Origin of the sequence: Xenorhabdus thuongxuanensis, from assembly GCF_001908095.1 — a bacterium.
Lineage (GTDB): Bacteria > Pseudomonadota > Gammaproteobacteria > Enterobacterales > Enterobacteriaceae > Xenorhabdus > Xenorhabdus thuongxuanensis.
Window position 1 is genome coordinate 11,717 of record NZ_MKGR01000020.1, and the last position, 12,471, is coordinate 24,187.

At 49.3% G+C, this 12,471-nt stretch carries 11 protein-coding genes; 9 read left to right on the forward strand and 2 right to left on the reverse strand.

Annotated features, from left to right (window positions below; translation table 11 throughout):
• Nucleotides 1–342 precede the first annotated feature (342 nt).
• From Xentx_RS12930 to Xentx_RS12960, 7 genes are read left to right on the forward strand one after another with little or no spacing between them, the layout of a single operon-like run.
• On the forward strand, nucleotides 343–630 hold the full coding sequence (locus Xentx_RS12930) for a hypothetical protein (protein ID WP_074020646.1): 288 nt from the start codon (nucleotides 343–345) through the stop codon (nucleotides 628–630).
• Entirely contained in the window at nucleotides 623–2,245 is a 1,623-nt protein-coding gene (locus Xentx_RS12935; RefSeq protein WP_074020647.1) for an AMP-binding protein, read from the forward strand. Before Xentx_RS12930 ends, Xentx_RS12935 begins: the two co-directional genes overlap by 8 nt.
• Complete coding sequence (locus tag Xentx_RS12940) at nucleotides 2,242–3,027, forward strand: thioesterase II family protein (RefSeq protein ID WP_074020648.1); 786 nt, start codon at nucleotides 2,242–2,244, stop codon at nucleotides 3,025–3,027. Before Xentx_RS12935 ends, Xentx_RS12940 begins: the two co-directional genes overlap by 4 nt.
• Before the next feature lie 13 nt (nucleotides 3,028–3,040).
• On the forward strand, nucleotides 3,041–4,087 hold the full coding sequence (locus tag Xentx_RS12945) for a pyridoxal-phosphate dependent enzyme (protein ID WP_074020649.1): 1,047 nt from the start codon (nucleotides 3,041–3,043) through the stop codon (nucleotides 4,085–4,087).
• A 7-nt stretch (nucleotides 4,088–4,094) separates the two neighbouring features.
• Entirely contained in the window at nucleotides 4,095–4,649 is a 555-nt protein-coding gene (locus Xentx_RS12950; protein WP_208607582.1) for an allene oxide cyclase barrel-like domain-containing protein, read from the forward strand.
• A 12-nt stretch (nucleotides 4,650–4,661) separates the two neighbouring features.
• Nucleotides 4,662–7,550: a type I polyketide synthase gene (locus Xentx_RS12955; protein WP_074020651.1), complete on the forward strand. Its 2,889-nt coding sequence runs from the start codon at nucleotides 4,662–4,664 to the stop codon at nucleotides 7,548–7,550.
• Between the two features lie 17 nt (nucleotides 7,551–7,567).
• The gene (locus Xentx_RS12960; protein WP_074020652.1) at nucleotides 7,568–8,575 is read left to right on the forward strand and encodes a Glu/Leu/Phe/Val dehydrogenase dimerization domain-containing protein; all 1,008 of its coding nucleotides are present in this window, start codon (nucleotides 7,568–7,570) and stop codon (nucleotides 8,573–8,575) included.
• 51 nt (nucleotides 8,576–8,626) lie between these two features.
• Here the strand turns inward: Xentx_RS12960 and Xentx_RS18875 are convergent, their stop codons facing one another.
• The gene (locus tag Xentx_RS18875; protein ID WP_208607583.1) at nucleotides 8,627–8,848 is read right to left on the reverse strand and encodes a hypothetical protein; all 222 of its coding nucleotides are present in this window, start codon (nucleotides 8,846–8,848) and stop codon (nucleotides 8,627–8,629) included.
• A gap of 52 nt (nucleotides 8,849–8,900) precedes the next feature.
• Here Xentx_RS18875 and Xentx_RS12965 point away from each other — a divergent pair, with 52 nt between their 5' ends.
• Both Xentx_RS12965 and Xentx_RS12970 read left to right on the forward strand, forming a co-directional pair.
• Complete coding sequence (locus tag Xentx_RS12965; RefSeq protein ID WP_208607584.1) at nucleotides 8,901–9,956, forward strand: ABC transporter substrate-binding protein; 1,056 nt, start codon at nucleotides 8,901–8,903, stop codon at nucleotides 9,954–9,956.
• Nucleotides 9,957–10,034: 78 nt separating this feature from the next.
• Nucleotides 10,035–11,321 carry an FAD-dependent oxidoreductase gene (locus Xentx_RS12970; protein WP_208607585.1) on the forward strand — a complete coding sequence of 429 codons (1,287 nt, stop codon included), beginning with the start codon at nucleotides 10,035–10,037 and terminating at the stop codon, nucleotides 11,319–11,321.
• A gap of 122 nt (nucleotides 11,322–11,443) precedes the next feature.
• Here the strand turns inward: Xentx_RS12970 and corA are convergent, their stop codons facing one another.
• Nucleotides 11,444–12,394 carry a magnesium/cobalt transporter CorA gene (gene corA / locus Xentx_RS12975; protein WP_074020654.1) on the reverse strand — a complete coding sequence of 317 codons (951 nt, stop codon included), beginning with the start codon at nucleotides 12,392–12,394 and terminating at the stop codon, nucleotides 11,444–11,446.
• Nucleotides 12,395–12,471: the final 77 nt, after the last annotated feature.

Genomic DNA, 12,471 nt, shown 5'->3' on the forward strand with positions numbered 1-12,471 from the left:
AGGACGATCAATTCGCCCAGGCCGTGTCGCATCCTCTAACGCAGGCGTATATGGAAGATTTTTCAGGTTCCCTAAGAAGGACAAGGAACATAAAAAATCGACCGACCAACGGTCAATGGTAATGATAACCATTTCCAATAGAAAGGCAAATGAGTGTAGAAGCGCCAACGTGAGCGTTATCAGCTGTGTTGGTAAGCTGTACTGGGAGCCAATTTTCTCGTCTTTTTGTAATAAATATCCTCTTCACTAAAAGCATATTGACTGACCGACGGTCTAGTAGTAATAATAATCATTATCATTTTAATGAAAAGTGAAATTACAACAAAGACAAAGGCGAAGAGCATGAACACAAAACGCATCATTGGCTTGCTGGCGGCAGTAGGCCTACCGGACGATCTACTCAAGTCTGCTGGCAATGACTGGCGGCTTCGTGATGATCTAGGTCTCAATTCTGCCGAGACATTACACCTGCAAATATTACTAGAGGATCTTAGATGCACCGGATTCTCGCTATGGGACACACACGATCACTCTCTGGAAGAACTAGAGCAGTTAATCGATACAGTGCCTGAGGTGCCGACTTTAGGTAATGTGCCCACAATCAATAACAGCGAGACGTACAATGGATAACTTTTCGATTTGCCTAAACCAACGACTCGCCAACACATTGCGAACAGGAGGCAGTGCACCTGCTCTGGTTTCCGCAGGAGAGGTTATTTCATACCAACAATTAATGTCACGTGTCTTCAGTACTGTGGCAAGGCTTCGGGCCATGCAGATCAAGAAAGGAGATCGCATTGCTTTCCAACTACCCAATTGTGCCGAGGGTGTCGTACTGATGTTTGCCTCACTGATCATAGGTGCAGTTCCAGTCCCAATCCTTCTCACCTACCGAGAGCGGGAACTACGGCACATCTTGAAGAAGACTCTTCCAACTATTGTTGCGGTGACCAAGGGAAACCGACGATTCAGCACACTTCGAGTCGTCGATGATTTGCTTCGCGAGGAGAACTTACCTGTCACGTTCAAGTTGGTCGATGACACATCAGGAACACCATCTTCAAACTGGAACAACCTCAGGGAATTCTGCTCTTCGAACGTCAGCATTATGCACGTAGATGATCAAAGCGTAACTGAAATGTATGCCGAAGATACAGCGATGATGTTGTTGTCCAGCGGCACGACAGGGTTACCTAAACCTATCGCCCGGTTAAACGGGGGTTACAGCTACATGATAGCAGAGGGTTGTAAAGTGTTTGAACTGAGCCGTGATTCTGTTTATCTCGCAGTTCTGCCCATCTCTCATGGTTTTGTGATCAATTGCCCCGGTATCCTCGGTACTCTGAGTTCAGGCGGGTGCGTGGTTCTGGCTCAAGATACATCGGCCCAAACGGCTCTGGAACTCATCGTAAATCACGGTATTACCCACACTACTCTGGTTCCAGCGTTACTGAATCAATGGCTCGAACGTATTGATGACCTGCAAATTGAGACGAATACACTCCGGCTTATCCAGGTGGGTGGAGCCCGACTGTCCACAGATCTCGCCGTGCGGGCAGAATCGAGGCTTGGTATGCGTATTCAGCAATGCTATGGAATGAGTGAGGGTCTACTTTGTTTTACCCATAGCACGGATAACGCAGAGATTCGCCACAATTCGCAGGGACGGCCGCTATCAGACCGAGATGAAGTCCTGATCGTTGATGAAATGGGCACGTCATTGCCCTACGGTAGATCGGGTGAGTTGGTCACACGCGGACCATACACAATAACGACGTATTTCAATGATCCAGAAGCCTCCGCGCGGTCATTCACTCCTGCCGGATATTACCGTACAGGAGATCTTGCTCATCTCGATACTGCCGGAAATGTATATATTGATGGGCGGGTTAGGGATGCTATCAATCGGGGTGGGGAAAAGTTCAATCCCGAAGAGATTGAAGAACTAAGCAAAGGACATTCCGTAGTCAAGGATGCCGCGTGCATCGGCATTCCGGATCACCGCTTTGGAGAAGTGGCCTGCCTGTTCCTAGCTCTTACTGAAGGCGAACAAATTTCTCTTCCAGTAATTCGACAGTACCTTGAAAAAGCTGGAGTCGCTCAGTTCAAGTTACCGGAAAAACTCATTTTCATCGATGAGATCCCACGAAAGGGCATTGGAAAAGTTGACCGTGTGTTGCTGCGCACCAAAGTATGCAACGCAATCCTTTCCAACGAATCAGGAAAGAAAGTAGAGCAAGTATGAAGAATTTTGAGACCCGTAACGAAGGCGCAGTCAGACTCAGTATGACTTCCACCGCACCAGTCAGGCACCAGCTGGTGATATTTCCCCATGCTGGAGGAAGCGTTGATTTCTACCGCTCCTGGCGGGATTGTCTACCACCAGATGTGGATCTGATCGTCATGCAGTACCCGCAGGTGCCTCAGGATGAAACTATCACTGACTGGCATGACCCACTTGCTGCAATTAGGCGTTGTACCAGAAGTCTGTCCAGCCTTCTGGGTATTGCACCCGTCACACTCTTTGGTCACAGCATGGGAGCACTTCTGGCATTGCATGTTGCGAGTGCCATGGCAGAATCAAGATTTCGTATTGAACAACTCATCGTCTCGTCCCAGCATACACCTTCTTCCTTACAGGGGCTCTTGAAAACCGATAACGACGTCGATTGCCTCAAAGACAGAGCCCTAGTACTTGGTGAAGTCGCAGGCATGAACACGCTTGACGATTCTACCCAAAACTTCCTCGGGATGTTGATACGCCAAGATCTTGTACTACTGCGACAACTTGCGGTTCTCCCAGTGGGTGAATTGCCAACAACACGCATTTTTGGGGGTGAAGAAGACCCGATGATCGGGCTATCGAATCTCAAAGAATGGAGTTGTTTTCTGTCGAGGAATACAGCCCCAGAAACTTTCCCAGGCGGTCACTTTTACTTTTGTGATCAGGTTCAATCCGTGCTTGACGCTATCCTACGCCAAGGTCGGATGAACCCCACATCATCAACAACAAATACTGATATGTAACAGGAGTTTCATCATGGATTTTTCCCTGTTCAACGCGCAAACAGTAGCACCCTCCCCTGATAAAGCGCTACAAATCTTTCCTCAACTCAGACAGTACAGCGAGGCATTGGGTAATACCCCACTTATTGAAGTTCCTGGACCTCGGAATGGTGCCCGGATACTGGCAAAACTAGAATCAAGAAATCCCTCGGGTTCGATCAAGGATCGCGTCGCATTTGGTCTTTTCTGTGATGCTGTCAACAATCATGACTTCGATAGCGGTCCTCTCAAGTTGCTCGACTCATCGGGTGGCAATATGGCTAGAGCTCTCGCACACCTAGGGCATCTGTGCAGTATTCCTGTACATGTCGTCATTCCGGATTCAGCGTCGGATGAATTGCTACAATCATTGAGCAACAGCAAGGCAATTGTCACGAAAGTCGATCGAAAGCATTTCCTTCTCGGCATCATCGCGAAAAGTCAACAGATCGCACGTGAAGAACCTGGCTGGACACTACTGTCTCAGCATCTGAATCTTGTCAACACGGCAATGCATCAGTATCACACCGGCGCTGAAATATGTCGTCAGCTTGACGGAAGCCATGCCGATGCCTGGATTTCTGCAGTAGGCACAGGGGGAACCCTTGCCGGAGTATACGCGGCACTTTCGCAGCAGAATCCCCAGTTGCGCGTGGTCGGATGCACCCCTAGTGAAATGCCATTCGGCACTATGGAACCACCAAATGGCCTATCTCGGTTTGCCGGCTCCGGAGGATTTGGCTTTGGCTTCAAACAGCCTTTTGTTTCGTTAATTCCTTCATCTGTCACTTTCCAGAACGTATCAAACGATGAATCGCTGAAAGCGATGTACCGGTTCTTCGAAGAAACCGGCATTCCTATTGGTGGATCGGCAGCAGCTAATTGGGTGGTTGCATATAATGTTGCTGCCAAGTTTGGCAAGGATGCCACTGTTGTGACGGTATTTGCTGACGCAGGAAGCAATGCTGATCGGGAACGAGGCCGACAGTTGCTGAACAGTGAACGAAAAGTCAATAGGAGCGTATCGAATGCCAATGCTTAAGAACGATATGATGTCGGGTCTTGTCCAACTTGCCAATCTCGCAAGAACCGAGTTGGAAACATCCAGTGCACCTGAAAAAGCCCGAGAAGCCATAGCCAGATGCCTTGGCCATGACAGAGCTGTCATCATCTCGATGCTTGAGCTGAGTGACATCAAATTCCAAGCGAAAGCTGATGATCGCCCGAGTGTTGGAGATGTTAACTCACATACCGATCGATGGATTGATGACGACGGTAACGAAGTTGGGATCATATGTGGTGAAGGCTGGAAGATAGCTCGTTTTGGTGAGGATATCATTTCCTATTACAGGGAAACGGCAGAAACGAAACTGGGTCGGATCGAAATTTCAGGCATCTGGAATTCCTCTGCTATCTGGCAGAAACAGTGGCAGTCATTGTTTGCCACTGGGGTTTCAGGCGAAGTAGCTGGCATGTTCGGGGTTCGCCAGCTTTTTCAGGAAGTACCTCGCCAACGCTACCGTGCGTTTGTGCTACTTATTCCGCTCAAAACTGCAGATGAATCATTACAGAATCTCATCCGCTGCGGCTATGTGACTGAGTAAGGTGGAGGTGCTATGGATATCCAGCCTTCAAGTCGCGACATTGCCATTATTGGGATGGCTTGCAGATTTCCCGGTGCCAATGATCCGGAAGAATACTGGCATAACTTGATCAATGGTGTTGAATCAATCGTGGAACTCGACCAAGCTCCCGTTGACAAGCAGACGGTTCCGTTCGCAGCGCCGTTGAATGGCGACATTTTGTCCTTCGATGCAGCTTTTTTCGGCGTGGGACCCCGGGATGCAGCACTGATGGACCCTCAGCACCGCCTATTTCTCGAGTGTGCCTGGCATGCGCTGGAACATGCTGGCATCCAGCCAGGACGGCTAGAAGAAATGGGCCTTTTCGCCGGATGCAGTAGTTCTGCATATCTGCCGCAACTACTCAGATCGGAACTCATGGAGAAATTTAAGCCCTCCGATTTTGACCTGCAGATTACGAACGACAAGGATTATCTCGTTACTCGTACAGCTTGGCACCTTGGTATTGAAGGCCCTGTGCTTAACGTACAAGCGGCCTGCGCAACATCATTGGTCGCCGTCGCCGAAGCTGTGGAAGCACTTCGTGCTGGCCGTTGTCGCTTGGCAATGGCAGGCGGTTGTACCGTACGATTTCCTCAACATGTCCCGTACCAAGCGCAGCAGGGAATGATTTATTCCCGAAATGGTCATTGCATGCCATTCGCTAGGGGTGCAAGTGGTACGGTTTTTGGGAATGGAGTTGCAGTAGTTGTACTTAAACCACTTGTGTCAGCACTGACTGATGGCGACAACATTCTGGCGGTAATTAAAGGCTGCGCTGTCAACAATGATGGAGCCCGCAAAGTTGGCTTCACGACCACTAGTGCTGATGGACAGCGTCGACTTGTCGATCTCGCTCTGAAGGATGCTGCACTTACCCCAGCAGATATACGGGCGGTGGAAGCTCATGGGACTGGCACGATTGCTGGTGATCCCATCGAGTTCAATACGTTAAGCACCTTGTTTTCGAAGGCTGAGGTCGCCCCTAGCCGATGCGCGCTTGGAGCGGTCAAGGCTAATGTTGGACATCTCGAAACCTGCGCAGGTATGGCAGGACTGATCAAAGCGGTACTTGAGATCCAGCATGGCTGGATAGCACCTCAGATCCATATCGAAGAAGTCAACGCCTCCATCAACATTAACGCCAGCCCCTTTTATTTCCCACTATCTGCTGAACCCTGGGACAAATCTGACTCACGAACCGCAATTGGAATAAGTGCATTTGGTATAGGTGGTACCAATGCCCATATCGTGCTTGTCCGTCCGCACATCCCAGATTACGAAGCACAGCAGTTACCAAACATTTATCCTGCGGCTATCCCGATATCGGGAAAAAGCGAAGCAGTCTGCTACCGACTGATGCAGGCGTATCGAAAGAATTACCCCAAAAGCGCTGCTGACGCCCTTGCCTGGAGTGCACAAACCACCCGACGTGCTCAGCGTTATCGCGCAATCTTGTTGCCCGATGCGCAGGGCATTCTCCAGAAGTTCGGAGACATCTCAGATGGAGGACAACGTCGCCCACATATCGTATTCCAATTTCCGGGGCAAGGGAGCCAGTTTATCGGCATGGCGACAGAGCTTGCTAAGAACAATCTCCATTTCGCCGCTCTCCTGAAGGGAATAATTGATCTGTTGCATGAGTCGACAAACACTGATATCTCATTCCTGTTGCATGGTAATCGACCTCCTTCAAAGCTAACAGATACTTCGGTAGCACAACCAGCTCTGATCGCTGTCCAGATTGCAATGGCACAGTTTCTCATGCAACACGGCATCATGCCCGACATGGTAATTGGTCATAGTCTGGGAGAAATTGCGGCAGCCTGCGTAGCAGGCGTATTCAGCGAAGAACAGGCACTCCGATTTGCTGCCCGGCGAGGACAACTGATGGCGGCACTGCCATCTGGATCCATGCTCGCAGTAGCCCTGAGCGAAACATCATGCATTCCATGGCTGTCGGACGATGTTTCTCTGGCCGCCGTCAACGGCGTGGAAGCAAATGTACTTTCCGGAACCTCAAATTCTATCCGCCGTGTGCAGGCCGCTTTATTTGACAAGGGGATCCGTTCCCGCGAACTGACCGTATCGCACGCATTTCACTCCTCAATGATGGATCCGATTCTTCAGGATCTGAAACTGGCTGCTCCTGTTCCATCGGACCAGAATTCGCACATCAGGTTCTGTTCAACGCTGCTAGGTTCTGTACTGGACACGACAACGCAACTTGACCCAGCCTACTGGGCACGGCATGCCAGGGAACCAGTACGGTTTCTCAATGCGCTGGATTCGTTACCCGTTCGTGAAAGAACAGTATTTGTCGAGGTAGGTCCGGGTACAACACTCACCGCATTGACGAAAGCGCGACGTCCGAAAGATTTTGCCATTCGTACGATGCGTGGTGAACGAGATAAATCACCGGAACACGAAGTCTGGCACACGGCACTGCAACGACTGTGGCTATCTGGTGTGACTCCTGACTGGCGGCCATCATGGGACAAACCCGGCTCTCGAATTCCATTACCTCTTTACCCTTTTGACAGGCAACACCATGGTATTGCCGCTGGTGGTGACAATTACAGACATCTTCAGATTGACGATATACCACTTCATCGTGCATCGAAGCGCATATATGAAACTCTGGAAGCAGCTGTAACTGGCCTCTGGGAGATGGCTATAGGGGTCTCACCCTCCGACCCTTATCGCTCATTCAGCGATGATGGTGGCGACTCGCTTGCGGCTATTCAACTGGTCGTGCTCGCAGATGCAGAACTGGGTATCAAGGTAAATATATCAGACTTCATGCGCGAACCTACTCCCAACGGCCTGTATGCCTGCCTTACTGCAGCCGGGGCTGCAAATATTATTCGGAAAAAACAATAAAAGAAGGACATTTGACCATGCCTATAGTTAACCACCCTGAATTCGGTGAATACGAAATTGAAACCATCGTCGTGGACGACCAAAGTTCATTTACCATTGCGTGCTCCCCGCGCAGACATACGTTGCCCAGTAACGGTGGAATCCGATGGCATCAGTATGATTCACTGTCCAAACAAAAAGATGAAGCTATTATGCTTGCCTATACTATGGATCTGAAACATAACCTTTACCAAACAGGCTTCAGTGGCGGAAAGATTGTTGTCAACAGCAAGGTGGGGCCTGATGAGGCACCACACGTTTTTGATGCTATCGCACAGGTGCTTAATCGTTATGCCGGAACAATGTACACTGGCTGCGATATCAATACGAACAGTGCTCATATGGCGTATCTCAGGAAATCCACTCCCTGGATCCTTGATGCGCTAGAAAGCGCACAAGTCAATACCTCAATCTCAACGGGATACGGAGTCTGGAGCTCTCTGTACTCAGTGATGAAATCCTTGCCCGAAGACAATACCACTCCCTTAGTAGCGATTCACGGCATGGGAAAGGTGGGGAGGGAAGTGGCTCGGCAGTGTCTTGCGCACGGCTATGACGTGATCGGCTTTGATGTACGACCGGATACGGAGATTCCGGAACAAGTATGCATGCTGGGCGAAAACGAGTTTTGGTCCGTTGAAACTGATGCTCTATGTATTGCATCTCTCTCTGGGGTTCTGGATATTCCCACCGTAGACAGGATTAGCACACGGTGGGTCATCAGTAGTTCAAACTCACCATTCAAAAGCCCTGAAGCCCAGAAGCGCCTGAGTAAAAAAGGTATCAACTACCTACCCGATTACGTCAGCAACGCGGGAGCGGTCATCTGCGACAGCATCGAGCGAACATTTCCTGAATTTTTCCGGACGTTAACCCAAGATCAGGCCAATGAATACACCTCGATCCTCATCGGAACTAGAACCGAAGAGTTACTCAGGCGTTCGCAACTGCTCGGCTGCGACATTCATACACTTCTGTCGCAGTAAAACGTATCAGTTGGATCCCGCTGGGAGGAAGAGTGTGAGCATAGAGATAAATCACACGATACCGCTTTGCCTCAATGCCCTTCCTTTCATTTGTTCCCACTCGTGTTCAGAGATAGCGAGGGCTAAATAACCTGTTAGCTGTCCTGAACAAATGACACTCTGGCGCTGTCCGGGGAGTGATTGTACACGTAACAAGTGAGAGTACCAATTGACTGATATTTTCTTGACACGACGAACTATGCTACGCGGCATGCTTGCAGCAACATTTTTCACTCTTTTCACATGTAATCGTACGTTCGCAAGCATGAGCATATCGATCACAGATATGGCAGGCCGCACTGTGCCGCTACCGCGCCCTGTACATCGCCTGTTGGTGGGAGATGGTGCATTAGCCTACGTATTACCCTTACTAAAACCCGATGCCCCATTCGACAATATTGTCGGTTGGGGAGAAAACTTTCGCCTCTCTGATCTTAACGGGTACAGTGCCTACCTAAAACGCTTTCCCAGGATTGCGACGATCCCGACATTTCCGGCTACAACCATGGACATTATTAACGCGGAGCTAGCCATTTCTTTAGCTCCAGATTTGGTGCTCATGAACCTCAGTTCCCTCCCACTCGCACAATCATCTGGTTTGATGGAACGTCTTGAGCGAGCAGGCATTCCTTTTATTTTTGTCGATTTCCGTACACACATGTTTACGAACGCTACTCGCAGTATTCAATTGATCGGTGAGCTGCTGGGATCTCAAGAACGTGCAAACGCCTTTCTTCAATTTCGCGAGGAGCAGATTGCTCGCGTGACGAAACGACTTCAGGATGTCGGCCATCGCCCTCTCGTAGTGATAGAACGGGCTGCAGGTATGTATGAAAATTGCTGCATGAGTTACGGACCCGGCAACTTCGGCGAGCTGGTAGGCATGGCTGGTGGGAAGAATCTGGGTTCCACTTTTATTCATAACAACTTTGGAACTCTTCTCCCCGAACAAATCATCACGTCGGATCCAGACGTTGTAATTGTGACAGGTGCCAACTGGTCCCTCTATACACCAGCAGGGAACTGGGTCAATCTGGGACCCGGAGCAGATCCTATTGAGGGGCGAGACCGCCTTAGACACTTGATGTCACGACCTGCATATAGGACATTACGTGCTGTTCGTACTGGGCAGGTGTACGCGATCTGGCATGCTTTCTACGACAACCCTTACAACTTTATCGCACTTCAACGTATTGCGAAATGGCTGCATCCGACGCGTTTCGCAGACTTGGATCCGGAAGAGACTTTCCGAGAATTGCACAAGCGCTTTCTGCCGATTCCTTACCAGCCAGGTTACTGGCTTAACCTGGATACAACAGCATCGGCAACAAAAACACCATGACAGGATGGCTGACCCTCAAAATCGGTTGAGCCAGAATTATCAACGGCATACAAAACGATATGAGTTCGAAAGGAGAATATGATGCAATCAGTCAACCCTAGGGATGACTTTGATATAGTTATAATTGGTGGCGGGATTATCGGACTCGCCAGTGCCTATTACGCCACATTCAGAGGGCTTCGTACTCTGGTCATTGACCAATACGGAATACGCAACGATGTCAACAGTTCCAAGGGCATCGAAAGAATGTTCCGGCTGATGCAGGACAACGAATCCGAAGCGCGTCTAGCCGAAACCTCATTGGCCCTCTGGATGGAACTACAGCTGGCAACCGGCGAACGACTACTTGCGATGGACGACCTGATCTTTTTCGGACATCGGGACGCTCCCATGACGACCGAAGGTAACGTCCAGCAAGTCAAGAAGACTATGGATCGTATGGGAATGCCCTATGAATATCTTGATTCACCTGACGCCATTCACCGACGCTTTCCAGTGTTCAATCGTGCGGCCCTAGCTGACGATTACGTCGGACTTGTTCAGGCTACCAGCGCATCCATCAACGTACAAAGCGCTGCAAAAGCATTCTTTTATGCAGCCAAGCAAACGGGGCGCCTCCACGTTCTGGATAAACATTCAGTAACAGGTATTGATTTCCACAGAAACACACTGACAAATCATCGCTATTCCCTTCATATACAAGGAGAAAACAAAGCGATCAGTGTACATGGGAGGCACCTGATTGTGTGTCCGGGAGTGTGGGCAGATTCAGTTCTGACCCCTCTGGGGCTGCAACAGACGCGAAGCTGGAAAATCTGGCAGATGAACTATGCTTACTGGCCGTTAAAGAAACATCGTCCCAGGATTCCCGTCTGGTTTGAGTTTGGCAACATTGATGCAAGTGACAACGGTACGTTCTACGGTTTTCCTCCATTGAACTTCTCACCAGAGATGCAGAACATGGTGAAGATGAGTGCGGACTATACCTACGATATCTTTGACGCGCCGTCGGCAATCCGTCCAGGTGTGAATGACCGTCTGATGAAGGAGCTCTCACAGCATCTTGGGCACCTTCTCGACGCCGAAGTCATTGATTCCGCAAACTTCGAAAATGTAGGAACCTGCCTCTATTCCATGAGTCCGGACGGTAAGCTTGTCATAGGTCGTATTCCGACCGAGCCATGCTCCCAGTCATTCTACCCGGGCGCGTCAATGTGTATTATGGAGTCCGGTCGTGCCTTCAAGTACGCACCTTTGTTCGGTCGAGTTTTGGTTGAATTGGCACTTGAGGGAAAGTCTCGTTACCAGTCAGATTTGGAAATATTTTCACCCATCCGGAAAGGGTTGTTTGAAACTCCAGACTAAAGTCGTCGTAGCTGAATAAGAGGTTCTCCCCAGAAACATAGGTAACTATGTTTCTGGGTTAGTGGAAACAGCGGACAAAGCAACTAATTAGAAAATAAGAAGATAGATAGCTGGTGAAATAACTACAGCCAATTTTTGCGTTTGAAGTAGAGATAAGGAGCCAAACCCGCGGCTATCATCAACCCAATGGCCGCAGGATAGCCGAATGTCCAATGCAACTCCGGCATAAATTCGAAGTTCATACCGTAGCTGGATGCTACCAGCGTCGGTGGCAGGAATACTACGGAAACAACGGAGAAAATTTTGATAATGCGGCTCTGCTCGATGTTGATAAAGCCCATCGCAGCTTGCATCAAGAAGTTCACTTTTTGGAACAAGGATTCATTGTGCGGCAGCAAAGATTCAATATCTCGTAGAATTTCGCGAGCCTGTTCCAATTGATTAGCAGGCAAGCGGGCACGGCGCACAAGGAAGTTCAGCGCGCGCTGGCTATCCATCAGGCACAACCGAACTTTCCAGCCAATATCTTCCTGTTCAGCAAGGTTAGACAAAGCAGAATCAAATTCATCGCCCTGTTTACCGTTCATAATGACCCGACTCAGGGATTCCAGCACGCTATAGATGTTTTCAATAACATCAGCCAATTGTTCGATTTTGGTTTCGAACAAATCCATCAACAATTCATAAGCATTCCCATCAACCATCGTCTGGTTACGGGCACGCATTCGGTATAATCGAAATGCAGGGAGTTCACGCTCTCGCAATGTGTAGAGACGACCGTCACGAATGGTAAATGCGACTGTCGAGTTGCCAGCATGGTCTTCGGCATCTTCAAAGTAGAAGAATGAATGGACGTGCATACCATCTTCATCTTCAAAAAAACGGGCTGATGCCTCAATGTCATCCAATTCGGTGCGAGTCGCCAAGACTTGTCCCAGCTCATTCTGGACTCGGAGGCGATCATCATCCCCCAGACCAACTAAATCTACCCACATAGAGTCAGATAACTTATCACCTTCTTCAAATTCAAGACGGAGCAGGCGATTATTCTCTAATTTAAATGCGTTCAGCATGTACCATAAGTCTCCTTATACTCCCTACATTTATCGTAAGGCGCGAATGTTACGCTTAGAAGAAAAAGCCTGTCAAC

Bases quoted from the DNA above. Each gene is read 5' to 3' on its own strand.
- Xentx_RS12930 (WP_074020646.1), top strand. From the start codon at position 343: ATGAACACAAAACGCATCATTGGCTTGCTGGCGGCAGTAGGCCTACCG.
- Xentx_RS12935 (WP_074020647.1), top strand. From the start codon at position 623: ATGGATAACTTTTCGATTTGCCTAAACCAACGACTCGCCAACACATTG.
- Xentx_RS12940 (WP_074020648.1), top strand. From the start codon at position 2,242: ATGAAGAATTTTGAGACCCGTAACGAAGGCGCAGTCAGACTCAGTATG.
- Xentx_RS12945 (WP_074020649.1), top strand. From the start codon at position 3,041: ATGGATTTTTCCCTGTTCAACGCGCAAACAGTAGCACCCTCCCCTGAT.
- Xentx_RS12950 (WP_208607582.1), top strand. From the start codon at position 4,095: ATGATGTCGGGTCTTGTCCAACTTGCCAATCTCGCAAGAACCGAGTTG.
- Xentx_RS12955 (WP_074020651.1), top strand. From the start codon at position 4,662: ATGGATATCCAGCCTTCAAGTCGCGACATTGCCATTATTGGGATGGCT.
- Xentx_RS12960 (WP_074020652.1), top strand. From the start codon at position 7,568: ATGCCTATAGTTAACCACCCTGAATTCGGTGAATACGAAATTGAAACC.
- Xentx_RS12965 (WP_208607584.1), top strand. From the start codon at position 8,901: ATGGCAGGCCGCACTGTGCCGCTACCGCGCCCTGTACATCGCCTGTTG.
- Xentx_RS12970 (WP_208607585.1), top strand. From the start codon at position 10,035: ATGATGCAATCAGTCAACCCTAGGGATGACTTTGATATAGTTATAATT.
- corA (WP_074020654.1), bottom strand. From the start codon at position 12,394: ATGCTGAACGCATTTAAATTAGAGAATAATCGCCTGCTCCGTCTTGAA.